This is a genomic window from Streptomyces sp. NBC_00322, assembly GCF_036147535.1.
In the GTDB taxonomy this organism is placed as follows: Bacteria; Actinomycetota; Actinomycetes; order Streptomycetales; family Streptomycetaceae; genus Streptomyces.
In genome coordinates, this window is record NZ_CP108019.1 from 3,407,902 (window position 1) to 3,430,548 (window position 22,647).

The following is a 22,647-nucleotide window of genomic DNA, read 5'->3' on the forward strand; positions in this document are numbered from 1 at the left end:
GTATTTACTGGCCGGTAGCGCAGATGGGAATAGACGGAACAAGACAAGTGCTCATCTTTTCGGGAGGCACGAGAGAGATGACTGACGCGAACCAGTACCGGATCGAGCACGACTCCATGGGTGAGGTGCGGGTCCCCGCGCACGCCAAGTGGCGGGCCCAGACCCAGCGGGCCGTGGAGAATTTCCCCGTCTCCGGCCAGCGTCTGGAGCGGGCCCATATCGAGGCCCTGGCCCGGATCAAGGCGGCCGCCGCCCTGGTCAACGCCGAACTGGGCGTGCTCGACAAGGACATCGCGGGCGCCGTCGCCGACGCCGCCGCCGAGGTCGCGGACGGCCGCTGGGACGAGCACTTCCCGGTGGACGTCTTCCAGACCGGATCCGGGACGTCATCCAACATGAACGCCAACGAGGTCATCGCGACACTCGCCACCGAGCGTCTCGGCCGCGAGGTCCATCCCAACGACCACGTGAACGCCTCCCAGTCGTCCAACGACGTCTTCCCCTCCTCCATCCACGTCGCCGCGACGGCGGCCGTGACGCGGGATCTGATCCCGGCGCTGGATCATCTGGCCGCCTCGCTGGAGCGCAAGTCCGCCGAGTTCTCGGCCGTCGTCAAGTCGGGCCGTACGCATCTGATGGACGCCACCCCGGTCACGCTGGGCCAGGAGTTCGGCGGCTACGCCGCGCAGATCCGCTACGGCGTGGAACGGCTAGAGTCCGTGCTGCCCCGCCTCGCCGAACTCCCCCTGGGCGGTACGGCGGTGGGCACCGGGATCAACACCCCGCCCGGCTTCTCGGCCGAGGTCATCGCCGAGGTCGCCCGCGCCACAGGGCTGCCGCTGACCGAGGCCCGCAACCACTTCGAGGCCCAGGGCGCGCGTGACGCGCTCGTCGAGACCTCGGGCCAGCTGCGTACCGTCGCCGTCTCGCTCACCAAGATCTCCAACGATCTGCGGTGGATGGCGAGCGGCCCGCGCACCGGACTGGCCGAGATCAACCTCCCCGACCTGCAGCCCGGCTCGTCGATCATGCCCGGCAAGGTCAACCCGGTGATCCCCGAGGCCGTGCTGATGGTCGCGGTCCAGGTGACGGGCAATGACACGACCGTCGCCGCGGCCGGCGCCGCCGGGAACTTCGAGCTGAACGTGATGCTCCCGGTGATCGCCAGGAATCTGCTGGAGTCGGTCAGGCTGCTTGCCAATGCTTCCCGGCTGCTGGCGGACCGTACCGTCGACGGCATCACGGCCAATGTCGAGCGGGCCCGGGAGTACGCCGAGTCCTCGCCGTCGGTCGTCACCCCGCTGAACAAGTACATCGGCTACGAGGAGGCGGCCAAGGTCGCCAAGAAGTCACTGGCCGAGCGCAAGACGATCCGCGAGGTCGTCCTGGAGTCCGGCTATGTGGAGCGTGGAGCGCTGACCGTCGAGCAGCTCGACGAGGCCCTCGACGTGCTGCGTATGACGTATCCGTGACCGGACAGCCGTGACCTGGGTCGCAGCAGGACCCCGGCCGTCCTCCTAAGATTCTGCTCATGACAGGCATCGAACGCATCGCACGCTGGACGCCCGGGGACCACATCCTCTGGCGCTATCGCGGCCATGCCCCGGACCTGTCGGGCGCCGCCGTCCACATCTGCCGCCCCGTGACCGTCGTGGAGGACGCCGCGGAACTGCTCGCCGTGTGGATGGCGCCGGGCACGGAGTGCGTGAAGCCGGTGCTCGCCGACGGCACGCCGGTCCACGAGGAGCCCCTCGCCACCCGCTACACCGCTCCGCGCACCGTCACCCGCGCCCGCTGGTCCGGCGCGGGCGTGCTGAAGCTGGCGCGGCCCGGGGAGCCGTGGTCGGTGTGGCTCTTCTGGGATCGCGGCTGGCGCTTTCGCAACTGGTACGTCAACCTCGAAGAGCCACGCGCGCGTTGGGCGGGCGGTGTCGACTCCGAGGACCACTTCCTGGACCTCTCGGTGCACCCGGACCGCAGCTGGCGCTGGCACGACGAGGACGAGTTCGGCCAGGCCCAGCTCGTCGGCCTGATGGACGCGGAGAAGGCGGCGCGGGTGCGGGAGGCGGGCGAGGCGGCCGTGGAGGTCATCAGGGCCTGGGGAGCGCCGTTCTCGGACGGCTGGGAGCACTGGCGGCCCGATCCTTCCTGGCGGGTTCCCGAGCTGCCCGCGGACTGGGACCAAAGACCCGCGCAGCTCACGTCCTGAGTCCGCGGCGGGGGCGATGAGCGGTGTGGCTGGTTCCGGTACGGGAACACCCTCCGGCACATGCGACCTCATGAGACTCTTGATGCGCCCCCTGGGGGCAAACGTAGGATCGTCGTCCGCAAGGCTGCGCCGTTTCGGCAACCGTTGAGCGCAGCACACGACCTGACCGTAAGTCATCACGAGGCAGTGCCGAGGGGGTGGAGCTGTGCCGGATGCCCGCCATCCTGTCGACGCCGCCCGCAGAGCGGTTGTTTCGCCCGGGGGCTCGGGGGTTATCCCCCGAGGTAGCACAGCACCGCTCCACGAGGTGATCGCATCGCACAACCGGCCCGGACGGACGGAACCCCACGAGTGACGGAGCAGCCCACCTCCCACGAAGGCCGGCAGCCCCTGGCTGCCCGGCCGCACGAACGCACCCGGCCGCGATCGGAGGCGCCCGGCCCATCGGCCGTGCCCTCGCCGGCCGGTCCCCCGCAGGACCTGGCGGGGACGGCGCGCCGCGAAGGCGACCGGCTGCGTTTCGTGGGCGCGGCGACGCGGCGCATCGCACGCGGGATAGATCTGGACGAGATCGTCCTCGGGCTGTGCAGGGCGACCGTGCCGACCTTCTCCGACGCGATCCTCGTCTACCTCCGCGACCCGCTGCCGGTGGGCGACGAGCGGCCCGTTTCGCCGTTCGTACTGCGCCTGCGCCGTACCGACAGGCTGCGTTTAGCCGGTGAGGACGCCGATCTCGGCACCGCTGTCCCGATCCCTGTCCTGGACCCGCAGACCGACCTCTCGCCGACCGCAGAGCTGTGCGAGGTGCGGTCCGGCGGTGCGCTCTCCGAGGTGCTGCGCGGGGTGCGGCCGGTCTTCGGCGACTCCGCGGCGGCCCGGGCCGCGCTGCCCGAGTTGCTGGGCGACGGCCGTACGGTGCCCAGCGGCCATCGCGCGATACTGGCCCCGCTCCGCGGCAGGCGCCGGGTGATCGGCGCCGCCGTTTTCCTGCGCCGTCCCGACCGGCCCGCCTTCGAGCCCAACGACCTTCTGGTCGCGGCCCAGTTGGCGACCCACACCGCCCTCGGCATCGACAAGGCCGTGCTGTACGGACGCGAGGCGTACATCGCCGACGAGCTGCAGCGCACGATGCTGCCGGACTCGCTGCCCCAGCCGACCGGTGTCCGGCTCGCTTCGCGCTATCTGCCGGCCGCCGAGACGGCCCGCGTCGGCGGCGACTGGTACGACGCGATCCCGCTGCCCGGCAGCCGGGTGGCACTGGTCGTCGGCGATGTCATGGGCCACTCCATGACCTCGGCCGCGATCATGGGCCAGCTGCGGACCACCGCACAGACCCTCGCCGGGCTCGACCTGCCACCGCAGGAGGTCCTGCACCACCTCGACGAGCAGGCCCAGCGGCTGGGCACCGACCGGATGGCGACCTGCCTGTACGCCGTCTACGACCCCGTCGCACACCGCATCACCATCGCCAACGCCGGCCACCCGCCGCCCATCCTGCTGCACCTGGGCGGGCGGGCCGAGGTGCTGCGCGTGCCGCCGGGAGCGCCCATCGGCGTGGGCGGGGTGGACTTCGAGGCCGTGGAACTGGACGCCCCGGCCGGCGCGACCCTGCTGCTGTACACCGACGGCCTGGTCGAGTCCCGGCTGCGCGATGTGTGGACGGGGATCGAGCAGCTGAGGGAGCGTCTTGCCGCCACCGCCCAGCTGACCGGGCCCGACCACTCCCCGCCGCTGGAGGCCCTGTGCGACGACGTGCTCGACATGCTCGGCCCGGGTGACCGGGACGACGACATCGCGCTGCTCGCGGCCCGCTTCGACGGGATCGCGCCAAGTGATGTCGCGTACTGGTTCCTGGAGCCGGAGGACGCCGCCCCGAGCCGCGCCCGCCGCCTGGCCCGCAGGGCACTGGCCCGCTGGGGCCTGGAGGAGCTGAGCGATTCGGTGGAGCTGCTGGTCAGCGAGGTGGTGACCAATGCCGTGCGGTATGCGGAGCGGCCGGTGACGCTGAGGCTGTTGCGTACGGACGTACTGCGCTGCGAGGTCGGCGACGACTCGCCGCAGCTGCCCAGACAGCGGCGGGCGCGGGACACCGACGAGGGCGGACGCGGACTGTTCCTGGTGAACCGGCTGGCCAGGCGGTGGGGGGCCACCCGCCTGTCGACCGGCAAGGTTGTCTGGTTCGAGCTGCCTACCCATACGTAGCCCAATTCTGGACCTCGTCCAAGGTTGCCCACATCGCAGCTGCGGAGTTGACTGGAGCACACGGCCGAAGCGACCACAGTCCCTTTTATGGATGGGAGGACGCTCGTGACCGAGACATCCCCCAAGACTCCGTACACGACGAGCAACTCCGGCATCCCGGTGGAGAGCGACGAGCACTCGCTCACCATCACCGCCGACGGCCCGATCCTGCTCCAGGACCACTACCTCATCGAGAAGATGGCCCAGTTCAACCGGGAACGGGTCCCCGAGCGGGTGGTCCACGCCAAGGGCGCGGGAGCGTACGGGATCTTCGAAGTAACCAATGACGTCAGCCAGTTCACCAAAGCCGACCTGTTCCAGCCGGGCAAGCAGACCGAGATGCTGGCCCGATTCTCCACGGTCGCGGGTGAACAGGGCTCCCCGGACACCTGGCGCGACCCCCGCGGCTTCGCGCTCAAGTTCTACACGGAGCACGGCAATTACGATCTGGTCGGCAACAACACGCCGATCTTCTTCGTACGCGACCCGCAGAAGTTCCAGGACTTCATCCGCTCGCAGAAACGGCGCCCGGACAGCGGGCTGCGCGACAACGACATGCAGTGGGACTTCTGGACGCTGTCCCCCGAGTCCGCGCACATGGTGACCTGGCTGATGGGCGACCGCGGCATCCCCAAGAACTACCGCCACATGAACGGCTACAGCTCGCACACCTATCTGTGGGTCAACGGCGGCGGCAAGAAGTTCTGGGTGAAGTACCACGTGAAGACCGACCAGGGCATCGACTTCCTCACCCAGGCGGAGGCCGACGATCTGGCCGGCCGCGACGGGGACGTCCACCGCCGCGATCTGTACGACGCGATCGCGTCCGGCAACGCCCCGAGCTGGACTATGAACGTCCAGGTCATGCCCTTCGAGGATGCCCCGGGCTACCGCTTCAACCCCTTCGATCTGACCAAGGTGTGGCCGCACGGCGACTACCCCCTGATCGAGGTCGGCCGGATGACGCTCGACAAGAACCCGGAGAACTATTTCGTCCATATCGAGCAGGCCGCCTTCGAGCCCTCGAACCTGGTGCCCGGCATCGGCCCGTCGCCGGACAAGATGCTGCTCGGCCGGCTCTTCTCGTACCCGGACACCCACCGGTACCGCATCGGCCCTAACTACAACCAGCTGCCGCCCAACAGGGCGCGCTCGCAGGTGAATTCGTACGCCAAGGACGGCCCGATGCGTTACGAGGCCGCGAACACCGCGCGGCCCTACGCCCCGAACTCCTACGGCGGCCCGGCGGCCGACGTGGGGAACTTCGGCGAGCCGGCGGGCTGGGCGACGGAGGCCGGCGAGATGGTGCGCGAGGCGTACACGCTGCACCGCGAGGACGACGACTGGGGCCAGCCGGGCACCATGGTCCGCCAGGTGCTCGACGACGCGGCCCGTGACCGGCTGGTGTCGAATGTCAGCGGGCATCTGCTCGCGGGCGTCTCCCGGCCGGTTGTGGACCGGGCGCTGCAGTACTGGCGCAATATCGACAAGGAGCTGGGCGACCGTATCGCCAGCCGGGTGAACGGCGGCTGAGCCCGCACCGCACATGACAGTGCCGCGGATCGGACGATCCGCGGCACTGTCGTACTGCAACAGCTACGGCTTGATGACGGGATTGCCGTTCGGCCCGCCGGGGTCACCGTCGGCCGGATCGGTCGGCGGGGTGATCGTCGGCGATTCCGTCGGTGTCCCGGTCGGCTCGTCCGTCGGAGTCTTGGTCGGCTTGTCCGTCGGAGTCTTGGTCGGCTTCTTCGTCGGAGTCTTGGTCGGCCCCTTGGACGGGGTCTGAGAAGGCGACTCGGACGGGGTCTGGGTCGGCGTCGGGTCCGGGTCCGCGGTGGCGCCCTCCTCGACCTCCAGGTCGAACTCGGCGGCGGCGGCCTCGTCGCTGAGCGCGCCCGTCGTGTACTGCTTCCAGATCTTCGCGGGGACACCACCGCCGTTGGCGCGGCCCTCGTTGACGGTATCGGTCAGCGTGACTTGTCCGCCCTTGGGGTCCTCGCCGAACAGGGCGACAGCGGTGACCAGTTCGGGGGTGTAGCCCACGAACCAGGCCGAGCGGTTGTTCTCCGAGGTACCGGTCTTGCCCGCCGCTTCGTAGTCGCCGGCCGCGTTGGTGCCCGAGCCGGACTTCACGACGCCCGTCATGGCCGCGGTCGTGGTGTCCGCAGCCTCGCGGCTTACGGCCTGCTTGGGTTCGTCGGTATCGAGGTGATCGTCACGGACCTGGTGCTCGGCGGACTTCACGATGATGGGCGTGAGGTGCTTGCCGTGGTTGTCGAGGGTCGCGTACACCCCGGCCATGTCCCAGGTGGATGCGCCCATCGTGCCGAGCGACATCGCGGGCTGCTCCGGCCAGCCCTTGCCCTCCTTCATGCCCATGGCGAGCGCGGTCTTCTTCGCCTTGGCCGGGGTGACGTCCACGATCATCTGCGCGAAGACGGAGTTGATCGAGCTGTTCGTCGCCCGCTGGACGCTGACCATTCCGTAGTCCCGGTCGTCCTCGTTCTCCGGGGCGAAGGGGACGTCACTGCCCTCGACGGGCCGCTTGCTCGTGCCGTCGTACTTGGTGTTGAGGCCGATCTTCACGCCGTCCTGGGTCTCGGCATCGTTCTCCAGGGCGGAGGCGAGGACGACGGGCTTGAAGGTCGATGCGGGCTGGTAGTCGCGGCGGGTGGCGTTGGACAGCCAGTGCTCGGTGGCGCCGACGCCGCCGTAGAGCGCGACGACATGACCGGTCTTCGGGTCGACCGAGGTCGCGCCTGCCTGGACGGTCGCGTCACGCTTGTCCTTCTTGCGTTCCAGCCTGGCCTCGAGCTGCTTGTCGACCGCCTTGACCAGGGCCTTCTGGCGCTTCTCGTCGATGTTGAGGGTGATCGTCCAGCCGCCGGCCTTGATCTCCTCCTCGCTGATGCCCCGGCGCTCCAGCTCGGCGTTGGCCGCATCGACGAGGTAACCGGTCTGGCCCTCCATGCCGGGGGCCGCCTTGGGCTCCTTGGGCACGGGGAACTTCAGGCCCGTGCGCTTGCCGGATTCGAGCCAGTCCTCCTCGACCATGTTGTCGAGTACGTAGTCCCAGCGCTCCTTGACCAGCTTCTTGCCGGTTTCCGACGCGACGGCCCAGTCGTACTGGCTGGGGGCCTGGAGGAGGGCGGCGAGATACGCGCCCTCGGCGACGTTCAGGTCCTTGGCGTCCTTGCGGTAGTACGCCTGGGCCGCGGCCTGGATTCCGTACGCATTGCGGCCGTAGTAGCTGGTGTTGATGTACCCCGCGAGGATCTCGCTCTTTTCCTTCTTCTGATCCACCTTGAGCGAGATCACCAGCTCCTTGAGCTTGCGGGTGACCGTCTGGTCCTGGTTCAGGTAGTAGTTCTTGACGTACTGCTGGGTGATGGTCGAGCCACCCTGCTTGCCCTCGCCCGTAAGGGTGTTCATCAGGCCACGGGCGGTGCCCTTGAAGTCGACTCCGGAGTCCTTGAAGAAGGTCTTGTTCTCCGCGGCGACGAAGGTGAACTGGACGTCCTTGGGGATCTTCTCCAGCCCGACGATCTCGCGGTTGATCTTGCCGGTGCGGGTGAGGATCTTGCCGTTGCTGAACTTGTAGACGTTGCTCTGCATCTCCGCCTGGGCGTTGGCCGAGGGCACGGGCACCATCAGATAGATCACGAAGAACGCGCCCATCGCCAGCAGGCAGAGGCCGAAGAAGGTGCCCAGCAGCTTCCTCCAGGTGAAGAAGCGCCGTATGCCGGTGGGCTTGGCTTTCTTCGCCCGGCGCGCGCCGCGCTGCCGGGCCTGCCGCTCTTCCGCTCGGCCCATCGCTTCGTTGCTCCGCTCGTCGTTTTCTGTGGTCGCGTGGCCGGAATCGGCCCGGAATCAGCTCAGAAAGCTAACACCGCTCGTACAGACAAAGGGCAACCGATCCGGTCTTTTCCGGACGTGAGAATCAGCACCCCGTCTCATGGAACCGACTCATGAGAGGTGCGCAAGGTTGCGAAGGCAGTTAAAGTGATATCACTATGCTAAGAGGTCGGCGGGGGTCGCCGACGGCACAAACGGGGAGCGAACATGCCTGCCACCAGTACTTCGACCGTGGACGACCTGCCGCAGATGCCGACGCCACAGGTCCGGGAAATTCCGGCACACAGCATCGGCGGAGGACTGGCGCTGCTGCTGGGGCTGCTCGGCCTCGGCGGCGGAGTGGCACTCATCGTGACCGGCGCCTCCGCCGGCGCGGCCGGCACGAAGGCGGCACTGATAGTCCTCGGGATCGTGATCGCGGTCGCCGCGTTCTTCGCGATGTGCGGGCTGAACACGGTCGCGCCGGGCGAGGCGCGGGTGGTCCAGCTCTTCGGGCGCTACCGGGGCACGATCCGTACGGACGGACTGCGCTGGGTCAACCCGCTCACCTCGCGGACCAAGATCTCGACGCGGGTGCGGAACCACGAGACCGCGGTCCTTAAGGTCAACGACGCGTACGGCAACCCGATCGAACTCGCCGCGGTCGTGGTGTGGAAGGTCGAGGACACCGCCCAGGCGCTGTTCGAGGTCGACGACTTCCTGGAGTTCGTCTCGACGCAGACCGAGGCGGCCGTACGGCACATCGCCATCGAGTACCCCTACGACGCGCACGACGAGGACGGCCTGTCGCTGCGCGGCAACGCGGAAGAGATCACGGAGAAGCTGGCGATCGAGCTGCACGCGCGCGTGGAGGCGGCGGGCGTCCACATCATCGAGTCCCGCTTCACGCACCTCGCGTACGCGCCGGAGATCGCGTCCGCGATGCTGCAGCGCCAGCAGGCGGGCGCGGTGGTCGCGGCACGGCGGCAGATCGTGGACGGCGCGGTCGGCATGGTCGAGGCGGCGCTGGCCAGGATCCAGGAGCAGGACATCGTGGAGCTCGACGCGGAACGAAAGGCGGCGATGGTGTCGAATCTGATGGTGGTGCTGTGCGGTGACCGCGCGCCCCAGCCGGTCCTCAACACGGGCACGCTCTACCAGTGACGCCGCCGCCCGAGCGTAAGCAGGTGCTGCTGCGGCTCGACCCGGCGGTCTACGAGGCGCTGGCGCGGTGGGCGTCGGACGAGCTGCGCAGCGCGAACGCGCAGATCGAGTTCGTGCTGCGCCGCGCCTTGTCGGACGCGGGCCGCCTGCCGGGCGGCGTCGGGCCGCTCCCGCGGAGGGGCCGCCCACCGGCGGCTGCGCCGCGGGACGAAGCGGAGTAGCCCGGGCCCGCCGGGGGAATGGACCCGCGCCGGTTTCGGCGCGGGTCTGCTTTTCATTCCCCACCGAAGGCGTCCGCTTTCACCCACTTAGACTGGTCATCGCGATAGGACCTAGTTATCAGTGGGTGTCAGTGAGTACGGCGGACAGGGGCAAACAGCCGAGCCTCGCGCAGCTGCGCGCCTTCGCGGCCGTGGCGGAGCATCTGCACTTCCGGGACGCCGCGGCAGCAATCGGGATGAGTCAGCCCGCACTCTCCGGGGCCGTGTCCGCCCTGGAGGTGGCACTGGGTGTCCAGCTGCTGGAGCGTACGACCCGCAAGGTGCTGCTGTCCCCGGCCGGGGAGCGGCTCGCGGTGCGAGCCAGGGCGGTGCTGGAGGCGGTCGGTGAGCTGATGGAGGAGGCCGAGGCGGCACGCGCCCCCTTCACCGGGGTCCTCAGGCTTGGTGTGATCCCGACCGTAGCTCCCTATCTTCTGCCGAACGTGCTGCGGCTCGTGCACGACCGCTACCCGGACCTCGATCTCCAGGTCCACGAGGAGCAGACCTCCTCGCTGCTGGAGGGGCTCGGGGCCGGGCGGCTCGATCTGCTGCTGCTCGCCGTGCCGCTCGGGGTGCCCGGGGTGACCGAACTGCCGCTGTTCGACGAGGACTTTGTGCTGGTCACGCCCGAGGACCACTGGCTGGGCGGCCGACAGGACATCCCGCGCGAGGCACTGCGCGAGCTGCATCTGCTGCTGCTCGACGAGGGGCACTGTTTGCGCGACCAGGCCCTCGACATCTGCCGTGAGGCCGGACGTACCGAGGGTGCCCCGGTGACCACGACGGCTGCCGGCCTGTCGACGCTCGTGCAGCTGGTCGCGGGCGGGCTCGGTGTGACGCTGCTGCCGCGTACGGCGGTCGACGTCGAAACCGGCCGGGGCGGGCGGCTGCAGACGGGGTACTTCGCGGAGCCCGCTCCCGCGCGCCGGATCGCCCTGGCGATGCGTGCGGGTGCGGCACGACAGGGCGAGTTCGTGGAGTTCGCGCAGGCGCTGCGGGAGGCGATGGCGGTGCTCCCGGTCCGGGTGCTGTCCACCGGGGTCCCGAGGCGCGGAGCTGACTCTTAAGTAGGCGGTCGCTTTTCTGATCGACGACGGTCTTTGACCGGCGGGGACATTGCAGCTTCGGTCATATTGCATGACTGGCGGAAGATGCGCCTCCGCGGCTGATACACATACCCCCTCGGTGTCATATGTCAGGCACCAGTGCGAAATTCATGTGCCCTGCAATTCGTGTGCGCTGAAATTCATGTGCATTGAATCGATGGGCGCGGCTGCCAAGGGGGAGTGATGCCGGACATTCGCGAATCCCTTCACCGCGCCGGACACGGCGTGCTCTCTCTCGCGCTGGCCCAGTGCCGTGCGGCCGGATCGACCATGGTCCTGCGGGTGTGCGGCCGGCCCGGCGGGGTGTTCCACCTCCGGCAGGGCGGCGTGGTCGCGGTCGAGAGCCCCGGCGCCCCCGGAATCGAGACGCTGCTGCTGCGCTCCGGCCGGATCAGCGAGTCGGACTGGGCCGAGCTGGTCCCGGCGGGCATGGACTCGCGCAGGCCCGTCGCCGAACTGGTGGCGCGCGGGCACATCGGCGCCGCCGAACTTCAGGTCGTATCCGCGATGGCTCTGCAGGACGCGGTCTTCGCCGTCCTCGCGGGAGACATGGGCGACTGCCTCGCCGATCCCGAGAGCGGCCCGCTGGTCCCGGTCGGCCCCGGTGAGGACCCGCTGCGGCTGCTCGACGACGCGGTCAGGAAACTGGCCGCTCTCGCCGCAATGCCCCAGGCAGTCCTGCCCGACCGGGAGCGGGTCGTCGTCCGCCGCGGCGTCGACGGCCCGGCCGAGGACCTGGCGCCCCACAGGAAGGCGATCCTCTTTCTCGCCGACGGCAGGCGCACCCCACGGGACATCGCCTTCATGATCGGCCGGGGCGTCTACCACGTGACCGTCGAGATCTCCCGGATGCTCGCCGAGGGGCTGCTGGAGCGGGCCACTCGCAACGGGGGGACCGGCGTTCCGCGCGTGTGGGCGACGCAGGCTCCGGTGCCGCGACGTCCGGCCGTCGCGCCGCACGGTGGGGACGCGACCGGGGAGCTGCCCCGCCGCACCCCCGGGGCCAGCGGGATTACGGAGAAGACTCTCGCCGCGGACGTTTCCGCGACGAGCTGGAAAGGGCTCTTCCGATTTCGAAGCCGTACCCGGACAGCGAATTCCGGGGTCGCGGACTCCTGAAGGGCCGGGGAAAACATGCACATGTGCGAGGGGGTTCAGTGAATGGATCATAAGGCTCTGGCCGGGGAAATGAAGGGACTTCGCGACCAGATACCAGGAATTACCGATACGGCGGTGGTGGCCGTCGACGGGCTGCTCATCGCGGCCGACACAGAGGATGCCATCGAACCGAACGGCCTCGCCGCGCTCGCCGCGGCCGGCCTCGGCCTTGCCCGGCGTACGGCAGCGGCCACGGGCCGCGGATCCCTGCGGCGCACGGTCGCCTACGGAAACCGGGGCTGTGCGGCCGTGTACGCGGTGGGTGACACCGCCCTGATGGTGGTGCTCGGCGACGAAGGACTCGACGTCGAACGGCTCCACCTCGAATCCCAGCCGATGCTGAACCGCATCGGAGACATCCTGTCCGGAGGGAAGTAGCGCGCATGGCGACGAAACGCATGGCCCAGGGGTTCTCGGACCAAGTCATGGCCCTGGTGAAGGCCATGAGGTCCGAGACACCCGACTGTCTGGCGGCCGGTGTCGTCGACCTGGCAACCGGCATGCTCCTGTCGTACGAGACCGTCGACAGTCACCCGCCGGAGGTTCTTGACCTGCTCGCGGGAGCGACGCTGGACCTGTTCCAGGGGCGCACGGTGGTGATGATCGAGGACGTCTTCAAGGAGCGCAGGGGCGTCAACTCCGATCAGCACTACTTCCAGGAAATCCTGGTGAACAGCGACAACTTGACCCATCTGTTCATCCGTATGAACGAGAGCCAGGACGTCGTCGTGGTCGCGGTGTGCCGCAAATCGGTGAACGTGGGCATGCTCTTCGCCCAGGCCAGGCGGGTGATGAAGGAGTTCGGCGGGATCTGATCCCACTCACGCCGCCGGGGTGCGGCCCCTCCCCCGCCGACGGGAAGGGGCCGCACCGCATCCGGGCACCGGCCACGGCGTCTACTCGGTCCGCAGTCCGTCCGGCCGCATCATCCGCCACAGCGGCGGCAGGCTGAGCAGCGTCACCAGCAGGATCAGCGCCGCCCCGACGCCGGTGATCGGCAGAAAGGCCCACCAGTCGGCGACCTGTTTGCCGACCAGTTTCAGCAGGACGAGACCGAGCCCGATGCCGCCGGTGACCGCGAGGGCGAGGCCCAGCGCGATCGGCACGGCCGTCTGCCACAGCACCGACCAGCTGAGTGTGGCGCGGCGGGTGCCGAAGGCGACCAGCACCGACAACAGCCGCTTGCGGTCACGTAGTTGCTCCAGTGTGGAGACGAGCAGCGATGCGGCGATCAGCAGCATCGTCGCCGTCGCACCCACGAACAGACCGGTGCGCACGCTGGAGAACATGCTGTCGCGCTCGAAGTTCTGCAGCGTGGAGACCCGGGTCAGCGGGTCGATGGCCGCCGCGGTGTTGCGCGCGTACTCCGCCGCATCGGGGACTGCCGGGTCGAGCCGGATCATCGCCCTGGCGCTGGGGCTGCGCAGCTTCGACACATCGACGGTGGACGGTGTGGCCAGGATGCCGAAGGACTTCTGCCCCATCGGGTCGGTGCGCGAGTCGACTGTCCTGGCGGAGGCGGGGATACGCCACAGCACCGGCTCGGTCTTCTCCGGCTCACCCTCCGAGGAGTACGCATCCGGGTGGAGGTTGACCTGGGCGCCCGGCCTGGCCGTCTTGGCGAGATAGTCGTCGGGGGGTCCGTCGCCGCCGCGCGTACGGGCGAGGAAAACGTCGCCGTCCTTGCAGGAGGCCAGCTTCGCCAGCTCCCGCAGCGACGGGCAGTCGCCGACGGTGATCTGAGTGGTGGGGATGAAGTCCTCGCCCGAGCGCTGCGGTCCCGCCCGCTCGACGCCTGCCTCGATGATCCCGATCACGCCCGAGACGCCCTTGGTCGCCGAGTACTTCTGGATCATCTCGTGCGCCACGGAGCCGTCCGCGGCGCCCGCGTGCGTCTCCAACTGGGCGCGAGCCGAGTCCATGCCGGTCGGCTTCATGAAGTCGCTCTGTACGGAGGCGAACAGCATCTGCAGCGCGATGGCTCCGGCCGCCGCGACGACGATGCCGCTGACCGCGCGCGCCGCCGTGCCGCTGCTCAACTGGAGCCGTCGAACGGCCAGTTGCCAGGACACCGGGCCGCCGCGCAGTCGGCCGACCACCGCCTCGACCAGCCACGGCAGCAGCGCCGTGACCCCGATCAGCACCAGCAGCGCGCCGCCCGCGATCTGGTAGGTGGCGATCTCGGTGCCCGCCATGTCGACCTGGCCCGCCTGGGGCAGCAGCAGGGCGAGCCCGGCCGCGGGCAGCAGCAGCCGCCACCACAGCCGGCGGCGCCGCGGAGCCGTGTTCCGTACGACGCCGAGCGGCTCAATGGACACACCGCGCAGCGTGAAGAGGGTGACCCCGATCGCGGAGGCCGGTACGGCGAGGACGACCAGCGCGGTCAGCGCCGTGCTCGGCACGATGTCGAACGGAAACGCGTTGATGTTCCAGATCGTCACCGAGCCCGCCAACTGCCGTATCAGCGCGAAGAATCCGGCGCCCGCGGCCAGGCCGAGCAGCGCGCCGCACAGTGACTCACCGGCCGCGATCCGCCGGGTCATCGCCTGATCGGAGCCGACAAGACGCAGAGCGGCCAACCTCCGGTCGCGCTGCTCGCCGCCGAAGCGGACGGCGGTGGCGATGAACACGGCCACCGGCAGGAGCAGAGCCACACAGGCGATCACGATCATGAGCAGGAGCACGGCGTTCAGCGGTTCGGGCTTGCCCTCATTGCCGCCGTACCCGACCGAGCGCGAGTCGGCCGTGTCCGCGGAGAGAGTGCCACTACCCGCGTAATAGAGGAGCTCGCCCGGGCCGATGAGGCCGCGGTCCGCGATGGTCGCGGTGATGCGATACGGCAGCCGGTCCTTGAGCAGTGCGCCTTCGGGGGCTGCGAGCAGTTCGGCGAGGGCGGGGGACACGGCCATCTCGCCGGGCCCGGGCAGCTTTGCCAGGCCGGGCGGGGCGGGCGCGTGGTCGCCGTCCGGCCGGATCAGAGTGCCCTTGATCGTGTCGCCGTGGTAGAGCGTGCCGGTGGCAGCCATGAGGAAGGAGCGCTCGGAGCGCTTCACGTCATTGTCGAAGGTCACCACGCGGGCCGACTCACGGTCGTCCCGGCTCTGGATGAGATTCGGAACGGACGCTGCGACCAGAAGAAGGGACACGCCGAGGCCGACGCCGACGGCGGTGAGGACCGTACGGGTCCAGCCGCGCCGGCCTCCGGTGACGGCGAACCGGACGCCCAGGGTCAGGTCACGTATCCAGCTGCCGCTCATGCCACGCCCGCCATGTCGCGCAGCTTCCCGTCGCGGACGACGACTTCGCGGTCGGAGTACGCGGCGACCCGGGCCTCGTGGGTGACAAGGACCACCGCGGCATTGGTGTCGCGGGCCGCGTCGGTGAGCAGCCGCATCACCCGCTCGCCGTTGAGCGAGTCGAGCGCGCCGGTCGGTTCGTCGGCGAAGAGCACGCGCGGCGAGGTGACCAGCGCGCGGGCGACCGCGACGCGCTGACCCTGGCCGCCGGACACCTCGCCGGGCCGTTTGTCCCCGACGTCGGCGACTTCGAGACGCTCCATCCACTCCTGCGCGGTGCGCTCGGCCTCCTTGCGCCGGGTGCCGTTCAGGCGCAGCGGCAGGGCGACGTTCTCGGTGCAGTTCAGCTCGGGGACGAGCTGGCCGAACTGGAAGACGAAGCCGTACTCGCTGCGGCGCAGCGCACTGCGTCCGGCATCGGGCATCGCGGTGAGATCGCGCCCGCCGTACGTGATGGTGCCCGCGTCGGGCCGGACGATCCCGGCGAGACAGTGCAGCAGGGTCGACTTCCCGGAGCCCGAGGGCCCCATCACGGCGACGACTTCGCCGGCGTGGATGGAGAACGACGCATCGTCGAGCGCCGGGGTGGCGCCGTACGCCTTGTGCAGACCCTCGGCGACGAGGAGGGAGCCCGCGGGCGTCATCGGCGCACCGCCTCGGCGAGCTGCTCGAGCCTGGCGGCGGTCAGTTCCAGCCACCTCAGATCGGCCTCGAGGTGGAAGAGGGCGTGGTCGCAGATGAGCTGATCGGCGAGGTCACCGCGGCGCTTGCGGTCGGTGAGGATACGCATGAGCCGCAGGTGCTCGGCCCGCTGGGTATCGAGCAGATCGGCGGCACTGCGGCCGGTGAGCAGGGCGAGGACGACCTTGGTGTACAGGGTCGACTGGAGATAGGGCTCGGGCTTCTCCGGCTGGGCGAGCCACTGCGACACGTCGGTGATCCCGGCGTCGGTAATGGCATACCGCTTCCGCTCGGGCCCGCCGCCGGCCTCGATGCCGTCGACCTCGACGAGGCCGTTCTTGAGGAGGCGGGACATGGTCGAGTAGACCTGCCCGTAGTGGAGGGGCCGGTCGTGGCCGAACATTTCGTCGAAGGCGCGCTTGAGGTCGTAGCCGTGGCGCGGGCCGGACTCGAGGAGTCCTAGCAGTGTGTGACCGATGGACATGGTCCGCACTCTACACGCGGTGTATACGCTTTGTGTATAGCCGGGGTGAATAGTGCTCGGCCATAAGTAACATCGATCAATTGGAGTGACTTGGCCTATTTCTGTGATCAATAGCCCTCATGACAGGGTGAGCCTCAGTCCAACCCCTCACGCAAGTCCTTCGAGGCTTGCGACGCTTCAAGGAGTGCAATGCTCACCGTCGGTGACCAGTTCCCCGAGTTCGACCTCATGGCCTGCGTGTCCCTGGACACGGGCAAGGAGTTCGAGCGCATCGACCGCGATTGGCTGAAGCGCAACCGCGATGAAAAGGGCTGGCTGGTGGTCTTTGCCTGGCCCAAGGACTTCACCTTCGTCTGCCCCACCGAGATCGCGGCCTTCGGCAAGCTGAACGACGAGTTCGCCGACCGCGATGCCCAGGTCCTCGGCTTCTCCGGCGACTCCGAGTTCGTCCACCACGCCTGGCGCAAGGACCACGCCGACCTGCGTGACCTGCCCTTCCCGATGATGGCCGACTCCAAGCACGAGCTGATGAGCGACCTCGGCATCGAGGGCGAGGACGGCTTCGCGCAGCGCGCCGTCTTCATCGTCGACCCGAACAACGAGATCCAGTTCACGATGGTGACCGCCGGCTCCGTCGGCCGTAACCCCAAGGAGGTCCTGCGGGTGCTGGACGCCCTGCAGACCGACGAGCTGTGCCCGTGCAACTGGACCAAGGGCGAGAACACCCTCGACCCGGTCGCGCTCCTGTCGGGCGAGTGATCGAGATGTCTCTCGACACCCTCAAGTCCGCGGTCCCGGACTACGCCAAGGACCTGAAGCTGAACCTCGGTTCGGTCATCGGCAACAGCGGGCTGCCTCAGCAGCAGCTCTGGGGCACCGTCCTGGTTTGCGCGATCGCCTCGCGCTCGCCGAAGGTGCTGCGCGAGCTGGAGCCCGAGGCCAAGGCCAACCTCTCCCCCGAGGCGTACACCGCCGCCAAGTCGGCCGCTGCCGTCATGGCGATGAACAACGTCTTCTACCGGACCCGGCACCTGCTGTCGGACCCGGAGTACGGGACGCTGCGCGCGGGTCTGCGGATGAACGTCATCGGCAACCCGGGTGTGGAGAAGGTCGACTTCGAGCTCTGGTCGCTCGCCGTCTCCGCGATCAACGGCTGCGGTCAGTGCCTCGACTCGCACGAGCAGGTGCTCCGTAAGGCCGGTGTGGACCGCGAGACGATCCAGGAGGCCTTCAAGATCGCCGCGGTGATCCAGGCGGTCGGTACGACCCTGGACGCGGAAGCCGTCCTGGCCGAGTAGGCCGATGTACGAAGGCGCCTCCGCCCGGCTTCGAGCCGGGCGGAGGCGCCTTTGTCGTAACGACCGCTATGGCACGAGGAGTTGGCCCGCCGCGAGCGCCGAGGCGAGCGTGCCCCCGGCCACCACCGCCCAGGCCGCGAAGAGGGGAACCCTCCGCGTCCAGGTGCGCAGGGCCGGGGACCGGGAGACGCGGTCCAGCAGCGCGTCGCGGCCGCGCAGCACGATCAGGCCGACGCCGGTGAGCGTCAGGGCCATACCGGCGCCGAAGGCGGCGACCATCGCCAGGGCGATGCCGACCTTGCCGGTGAGCAGCCCGGTCAGCAGCACCAGGAAGGCGGACGGCGAGGGCAGCAGTCCGCCGGATGCGCCGAGGAGGACGAGGCCTCGCCAGGTGAGCAGGGAGGGCGCGTCCGGGATCTCATGGCTGTGCCCGTGGTCGTGCCCGTGGTCGTGCCCGTGGTCGTGGTCGTGGTCGTGATGGTGCTTGCGCCGGCGCAGATGCTTCCGCAGCAGGCTCACCCCCACCCCCGCAACCACCAGCGCCGCGATCAGCTGCAGCCACCCCGTCACGGCCGCCATGTCCGGAGTGCTCTTCGCCGCCAGCCACCAGCCGACGGCCAGGACCGCGACCGAGAGCGTGTGCATCACGGCGACGATGCCGCCCAGCCACACCGCGTCGCACGGTCTGCCACCGGCGCCCACCAGGTACCCGGCGGCCAGCGACTTGCCGTGCCCGGGCGCGCAGGCGTGCAGCGCGCCCACGGCCGCCGAGAGGAGCAGCGCCACCGGGACGGCCGGTCCGCGGTCCAGGAGCGGCGCCAGGTCGGTGGTCCAACTGCCGTCGGACGCAGATGAGTTGTTCCCTCCCTCCGCCGATGTGAGGGAGAGTTCCCGCGTGGGCTCCTTCGCCGTGTGCAGTCCCCCGCCGCCCAGATCCGTCACGGAGAGCGTGCGGTACGCAGGGTCGATGTCCGTCAGCGCCGTGACCGTCAAAGTGATCCTGTCCACCGGCCGCGGGCAGACGAAATGGAGCTTCGTCCCCTCCGCGCCCTCGACGCGGCACGGGCTGCCGTCCTGGCGTACGACGATGTGCGAGCGCAGGTAGCCCGCCACATCGCCGCCGGACTCCTTCGTCAGGACGGCGACATCGTCCTTCTGCCCGGACCAGGCCGCGTCCACGGCCGAGCCCTTCGCCTCGACCCGGACGACGGGCGGTGTGCCGAAGGGGTGCGCCTGGGCCGTCCCCGCGCTGCCGAAGAGCAGCGCGGGGACGGCGGCCAGGACAAGCAGCACCCCGGTGCGGAGTGTTCGCACGGTGGTGCTTCCTCTCAGTCCCGGCGCGCGGCCAGCGCGTGGACCGTGCCGTCGTCCGTGAGGGCGACGACCCAGTCACCGCTGATGGCAAGCGCCGAAGCCACTCCCGCGCCGAGGTTGTACGCGGCGAGCTGCTTGCCGCTCCCCCGGTCCAGGACGAGCAGGCGCCCGTCCCACGTCCCCACGTACACAAGGGACTTTGTGACCAGCGGATGCATCGTCGGCGAACCGGCGCCCACCGAACAGCCCATGGCGACGCGCCACTTGTCGTCCAGCGGGCTCTCGCCCGCCAGGTAGCCGGACTTGGTCTCCCACACCGGCTTCGACGGGTCGGCCGCGCTCGTGTCATAGGCGCGTACGACACCGTCGCGGCCCGCGACATAGGCGATGTCGCCCCACACGGCGGGGCTGGTGAGCGGAGCACGGCCCGGCTCGCAGGTGCTGGCGCCGCCCACCTTGGACTCCCAGGTCACCGCGCCCGTCTGCGGGTCGTGCCCGCGGACGCCGGACGCCGTGAACGTGACCAGCTTCGCCGGGCCCGACGCGGGCTGCGTCAGCACGGGCGAGGAGTGGCTGTCGATGTCGCCCGCGGTGTCCTTGACCCACAGCTGCTTGCAGCTCGCGAGGTCCATCGCGATGACGGTGTTGCTCGACATGGAGTGCAGATACGCGGTGTCGGAGCCGGGTTCGCGGATCGCGGTGCTGTGGGCCTGGCCCCAGGAGAACGCGGCCCCGAATCCGCCGGGCAGCAATTTGCCGGTTTCGGCGTCGCGGCAGCGGATCGTGTTCGCGTCCTGGTAGACGGCGACGGTGCGGTCCTTGCGCGCGAGCGGGAACACGGAGACCGGTCCGCCCGCGCGACCGTAACGGCGCACGGTGTCGCCGTGCCGCTCCTCACGGTCGATCGACTCCCAGGCGATGTGCCCGTCCTCGGCGTCCAGCGCGTAGATCCGTCCGACACCGGTCGTCAGATAGACCCGCCCGTCGTGGAGCGTCGGCGCCGATTCGGCGTCGCCGTCCAGATAGGTGCGCCAGATCTCGCGGCCGGTCCTGATGTCGTACGCGAGCATCATGCTGTACGGGGAGTCGAAGGCACGGGACGAGACGATCAGCCTGCCGTCCGCGATCACCGAGCCGTTCAGGTTGAACTGCTCGCCCGTGTGCCGGGCCCACTTGAGGTCGAGCGTGTCCCCCGGCTCGTCGCCGCTCGCCGAGCGTCCCGCCTCGTCGCCACCCTGCCGCAGCCAGTCCTGGCCGGTGCCCGGCCGGGGCAGCTCGGAGTCGCGTACGACCTCGAAGGTGGACTTCGCCGCGGGAAGCGCGGAGAACGCCGTGCCCCGGGTGTCGTACACGACCGTCTCGGCGGTGTACGTGCCGGGCCAGAGCCCGCGCAGGCTGCCGCTCGCCCGGGTCCACGCCCCGCGCGCGTCGGGGCAGCGCTCCGGGTCCCCGCCGGGCGGGGTGTAGCAGTTCTCGATACCCGGACGCGCCGCTCCCCTGCCGAAGGGCAGGCTCGCACGCTCGACGACATGGCCGCGGCTGTCCCGTACGGTCAGCGTCGCACGAGCGGGCGTACGGCCGTCGTCCTCCGCGTACACCTCGACAGGCACCGAGGCGTTTGCGCCGTGGACGCTGCCCTGCGCGGGGCTGACCAGCGCGGAGTCGTCGTCGATGTCGAACTGCCGGTGGATGCCGGTCACATGACCGGTGTCCTCGTCGCGGTAGGTGCGCGGATCGTCGGTGATGGCGCTGAAGTCGAGGACCTTGTAGTCGGGGTGGGCGCCGTCGATTCCGTACGTGCCCTGGTTGTTGATCTCCACGGACCGCTTGAAGGCTCCGCGCCGGAACTCGGCCTGCTGGTTGTGACCTGCGGCGACCAACCGTACGTCGTACTTGGCCAGCTCGTCGACGGTCGGTTGCATGCCGGCGCCCGGTCCCCACTGGGTGAACAGCGAGCGGTGCGCGAAGACGAACACCTGCTTGCCGACCGCGTGCTGGGCCAGGTCCCTGCGCAGCCATTCCAGCTGCGGCTCCAGCCCGCTCGCGTCGTAATTGTCCTCGAGTACGACGATGTGGCGGCCGTTGCGGTCGAAGCTGTACCACTCGGGGGCGAGGTTGCGGCGGTAGTACTCGAGGCTGCCCGCGTAGCCCTGGGACGTGGCCGTGCCGCCGAAGTCGTGGTTGCCCATCACGGGATAGAAGGGGTGGCCGAGCCGCCCCTGCTCAAGGCCCTTGCTGAACAGGTCGTACGCGCCCTGCCTGCGCGGCTCCGCCGCGTAGTCCGTGACGGTCAGGTCGCCGGTCGCGATCTGCATCGTCGCGCCGTCGACCTCGGACATGGCCTGCACCTGGCCGGTCCACTGCGGCAGTGCCGTGCGCGCCTCGGCGTCGGTGCGGTTGCCGACCTCGGGGTCGGAGTTCATGACCCAGGTCTCGGTGGGGTTCGAGGCGTTGCGGTCCCGGACGAGCGCGAAGTCGATGCCGCTGCCGCCGCTCTCGGGGACCTTGTGGAAGAACTGCGGGACGTAGTCCTTGCGCAGGGCCGGGGTGTACCCGTCGGGCGAGACGATGCTGACGAGGTCGGTCTCGCGCCGGGCCGGATCGATGTCCAGGGTGTACGAGCCGTCCGCGCGAGTCGTGGTCCACGCGGCGCCGTCGGTGACATCGACACCGGGCATGGGCGTCTCGCCCTCGTCCCGCCGGCCGTTGCCGTTGAGGTCCTTGAAGACGGTGCCCTCGACGGTGACAGTGGCCGGTGCCGCGTCATCGGCGAACGCGGCCTGGGGCGCGAGGCACGACAGGGCGACTGCTCCCGCGGTCGCGAGCCGGAAGTGACGGCGTGAGCGCAGCCCGCGCGCCAGGGACGGGAGCCGCCGGACGGCGACGACGAGCAGGGCAGCGGCCGCCACCACGAGGGCGACGGTGAGCCAGGGGAACGTCGGCAGGGCGTGGGCGCCCTTGGCGTCGACGAGAGGTGTGGCGGCGGAGGCGTCGACCGCGGTGCCGTCGAACTCGACGACGACCTTGGTCAGTCCGCCGTTCTCGATCAGCGCGCTCAGGTCGAGCGCGTCGATGTGGCAGCTCCACGCCAGTTCGATGACGACACCACCGGGGACCCCGCCGTCGTCGCCGGGCACGCCCGAGCCGGTGGCCGGGCAGCGGGCCTGCAGCGTCGAGGATGCCCAGGCTCCGGCCGCCTGCGGGGAGATCAGATCGCGGTGCACGATCAGACGGCCGCTGGTGACGTTCTCACCGGTGGCGACGACGAGTTCGGCATGCTCGCGGGAGACGTGCGCCATGGCGGGCTGGGCGCCGATGCCCAGCACGAGGAACAGCAGCGCGAGACTGAGCCCGGCTGCTGTGCGTATGTGTTTCATGGCAGCGGACGCTAGCCAGCCGCTGTTCGGTTTCCGGTCAGTAATGAACGACTTTCACCAGGCTGTTCGGAAGAGTTCAGCGCACGGTTCACCGTTCGTGCGGTCAGTTGCGCATTACGCACCGGACAGGAGGTGTCATCACCGTGGCCCCACCAGCAGACGGCCCCACGCCCGGGCACTCACCAAGCTCATGCGGCCCTTCATCGCAGCGGGCCTGGACGA

At 69.6% G+C, this 22,647-nt stretch carries 18 protein-coding genes; 12 read left to right on the forward strand and 6 right to left on the reverse strand.

The window, feature by feature from the left end; all coding sequences use genetic code 11:
- The first annotated feature begins 77 nt into the window (after positions 1–77).
- The 4 genes from OG905_RS15225 to OG905_RS15240 all read left to right on the forward strand — a co-directional run bounded on the left by OG905_RS15225 (position 78) and on the right by OG905_RS15240 (position 5,983).
- Positions 78–1,472, forward strand: coding sequence for a class II fumarate hydratase (locus tag OG905_RS15225; RefSeq protein WP_328669987.1), 1,395 nt, complete (start codon positions 78–80; stop codon positions 1,470–1,472).
- A gap of 59 nt (positions 1,473–1,531) precedes the next feature.
- On the forward strand, positions 1,532–2,209 hold the full coding sequence (gene fomD / locus OG905_RS15230; protein ID WP_328669989.1) for a cytidylyl-2-hydroxypropylphosphonate hydrolase: 678 nt from the start codon (positions 1,532–1,534) through the stop codon (positions 2,207–2,209).
- Between the two features lie 351 nt (positions 2,210–2,560).
- Entirely contained in the window at positions 2,561–4,411 is a 1,851-nt protein-coding gene (locus tag OG905_RS15235) for a SpoIIE family protein phosphatase (protein WP_328669990.1), read from the forward strand.
- A gap of 87 nt (positions 4,412–4,498) precedes the next feature.
- Complete coding sequence (locus OG905_RS15240; protein WP_443043948.1) at positions 4,499–5,983, forward strand: catalase; 1,485 nt, start codon at positions 4,499–4,501, stop codon at positions 5,981–5,983.
- Between the two features lie 63 nt (positions 5,984–6,046).
- Here the strand turns inward: OG905_RS15240 and OG905_RS15245 are convergent, their stop codons facing one another.
- Entirely contained in the window at positions 6,047–8,266 is a 2,220-nt protein-coding gene (locus OG905_RS15245) for a transglycosylase domain-containing protein (protein ID WP_328669992.1), read from the reverse strand.
- Positions 8,267–8,515: 249 nt separating this feature from the next.
- Here OG905_RS15245 and OG905_RS15250 point away from each other — a divergent pair, with 249 nt between their 5' ends.
- The 6 genes from OG905_RS15250 to OG905_RS15275 all read left to right on the forward strand — a co-directional run bounded on the left by OG905_RS15250 (position 8,516) and on the right by OG905_RS15275 (position 12,790).
- Positions 8,516–9,451, forward strand: a complete 936-nt coding sequence (locus OG905_RS15250; protein WP_328669993.1) for an SPFH domain-containing protein — start codon at positions 8,516–8,518, stop codon at positions 9,449–9,451.
- Positions 9,448–9,672: a hypothetical protein gene (locus OG905_RS15255; protein WP_328669994.1), complete on the forward strand. Its 225-nt coding sequence runs from the start codon at positions 9,448–9,450 to the stop codon at positions 9,670–9,672. Before OG905_RS15250 ends, OG905_RS15255 begins: the two co-directional genes overlap by 4 nt.
- Positions 9,673–9,803: 131 nt before the next feature.
- Positions 9,804–10,778: a hydrogen peroxide-inducible genes activator gene (locus tag OG905_RS15260; RefSeq protein ID WP_328669995.1), complete on the forward strand. Its 975-nt coding sequence runs from the start codon at positions 9,804–9,806 to the stop codon at positions 10,776–10,778.
- Positions 10,779–11,000: 222 nt separating this feature from the next.
- The gene (locus OG905_RS15265) at positions 11,001–11,936 is read left to right on the forward strand and encodes a MarR family transcriptional regulator (RefSeq protein ID WP_328669996.1); all 936 of its coding nucleotides are present in this window, start codon (positions 11,001–11,003) and stop codon (positions 11,934–11,936) included.
- A gap of 42 nt (positions 11,937–11,978) precedes the next feature.
- The gene (locus OG905_RS15270; protein ID WP_328669997.1) at positions 11,979–12,353 is read left to right on the forward strand and encodes a roadblock/LC7 domain-containing protein; all 375 of its coding nucleotides are present in this window, start codon (positions 11,979–11,981) and stop codon (positions 12,351–12,353) included.
- Positions 12,354–12,358: 5 nt separating this feature from the next.
- Positions 12,359–12,790 (forward strand): hypothetical protein, encoded by a 432-nt coding sequence (locus tag OG905_RS15275; protein ID WP_328669998.1) that lies wholly within the window; start codon positions 12,359–12,361, stop codon positions 12,788–12,790.
- An 81-nt stretch (positions 12,791–12,871) separates the two neighbouring features.
- Here the strand turns inward: OG905_RS15275 and OG905_RS15280 are convergent, their stop codons facing one another.
- From OG905_RS15280 to OG905_RS15290, 3 genes are read right to left on the reverse strand one after another with little or no spacing between them, the layout of a single operon-like run.
- The gene (locus OG905_RS15280) at positions 12,872–15,232 is read right to left on the reverse strand and encodes an ABC transporter permease (RefSeq protein ID WP_328669999.1); all 2,361 of its coding nucleotides are present in this window, start codon (positions 15,230–15,232) and stop codon (positions 12,872–12,874) included.
- Positions 15,229–15,915 carry an ABC transporter ATP-binding protein gene (locus OG905_RS15285; RefSeq protein ID WP_328670000.1) on the reverse strand — a complete coding sequence of 229 codons (687 nt, stop codon included), beginning with the start codon at positions 15,913–15,915 and terminating at the stop codon, positions 15,229–15,231. Before OG905_RS15285 ends, OG905_RS15280 begins: the two co-directional genes overlap by 4 nt.
- A complete protein-coding gene (locus tag OG905_RS15290; protein ID WP_328670001.1) occupies positions 15,912–16,436 on the reverse strand; it encodes a PadR family transcriptional regulator in 525 nt (174 codons plus the stop codon). Before OG905_RS15290 ends, OG905_RS15285 begins: the two co-directional genes overlap by 4 nt.
- A 189-nt stretch (positions 16,437–16,625) precedes the next feature.
- On the opposite strand from OG905_RS15290, the gene OG905_RS15295 reads away from it, so the two are divergent.
- On the forward strand, positions 16,626–17,195 hold the full coding sequence (locus tag OG905_RS15295; protein WP_328670002.1) for a peroxiredoxin: 570 nt from the start codon (positions 16,626–16,628) through the stop codon (positions 17,193–17,195).
- A 5-nt stretch (positions 17,196–17,200) separates the two neighbouring features.
- Complete coding sequence (locus OG905_RS15300) at positions 17,201–17,734, forward strand: alkyl hydroperoxide reductase (RefSeq protein ID WP_328682358.1); 534 nt, start codon at positions 17,201–17,203, stop codon at positions 17,732–17,734.
- A gap of 66 nt (positions 17,735–17,800) precedes the next feature.
- On the opposite strand, the gene OG905_RS15305 is transcribed toward OG905_RS15300, so the two are convergent.
- Both OG905_RS15305 and OG905_RS15310 read right to left on the reverse strand, forming a co-directional pair.
- Positions 17,801–19,048: a hypothetical protein gene (locus OG905_RS15305; RefSeq protein WP_328670003.1), complete on the reverse strand. Its 1,248-nt coding sequence runs from the start codon at positions 19,046–19,048 to the stop codon at positions 17,801–17,803.
- 14 nt (positions 19,049–19,062) lie between these two features.
- Positions 19,063–22,425: an outer membrane protein assembly factor BamB family protein gene (locus tag OG905_RS15310; RefSeq protein WP_328670004.1), complete on the reverse strand. Its 3,363-nt coding sequence runs from the start codon at positions 22,423–22,425 to the stop codon at positions 19,063–19,065.
- Positions 22,426–22,647: the final 222 nt, after the last annotated feature.

Bases quoted from the DNA above. Each gene is read 5' to 3' on its own strand.
- OG905_RS15225 (WP_328669987.1), top strand. From the start codon at position 78: ATGACTGACGCGAACCAGTACCGGATCGAGCACGACTCCATGGGTGAG.
- fomD (WP_328669989.1), top strand. From the start codon at position 1,532: ATGACAGGCATCGAACGCATCGCACGCTGGACGCCCGGGGACCACATC.
- OG905_RS15240 (WP_443043948.1), top strand. From the start codon at position 4,499: ATGGATGGGAGGACGCTCGTGACCGAGACATCCCCCAAGACTCCGTAC.
- OG905_RS15245 (WP_328669992.1), bottom strand. From the start codon at position 8,266: ATGGGCCGAGCGGAAGAGCGGCAGGCCCGGCAGCGCGGCGCGCGCCGG.
- OG905_RS15250 (WP_328669993.1), top strand. From the start codon at position 8,516: ATGCCTGCCACCAGTACTTCGACCGTGGACGACCTGCCGCAGATGCCG.
- OG905_RS15265 (WP_328669996.1), top strand. From the start codon at position 11,001: ATGCCGGACATTCGCGAATCCCTTCACCGCGCCGGACACGGCGTGCTC.
- OG905_RS15270 (WP_328669997.1), top strand. From the start codon at position 11,979: ATGGATCATAAGGCTCTGGCCGGGGAAATGAAGGGACTTCGCGACCAG.
- OG905_RS15275 (WP_328669998.1), top strand. From the start codon at position 12,359: ATGGCGACGAAACGCATGGCCCAGGGGTTCTCGGACCAAGTCATGGCC.
- OG905_RS15280 (WP_328669999.1), bottom strand. From the start codon at position 15,232: ATGAGCGGCAGCTGGATACGTGACCTGACCCTGGGCGTCCGGTTCGCC.
- OG905_RS15285 (WP_328670000.1), bottom strand. From the start codon at position 15,915: ATGACGCCCGCGGGCTCCCTCCTCGTCGCCGAGGGTCTGCACAAGGCG.
- OG905_RS15290 (WP_328670001.1), bottom strand. From the start codon at position 16,436: ATGTCCATCGGTCACACACTGCTAGGACTCCTCGAGTCCGGCCCGCGC.
- OG905_RS15295 (WP_328670002.1), top strand. From the start codon at position 16,626: ATGCTCACCGTCGGTGACCAGTTCCCCGAGTTCGACCTCATGGCCTGC.
- OG905_RS15300 (WP_328682358.1), top strand. From the start codon at position 17,201: ATGTCTCTCGACACCCTCAAGTCCGCGGTCCCGGACTACGCCAAGGAC.
- OG905_RS15310 (WP_328670004.1), bottom strand. From the start codon at position 22,425: ATGAAACACATACGCACAGCAGCCGGGCTCAGTCTCGCGCTGCTGTTC.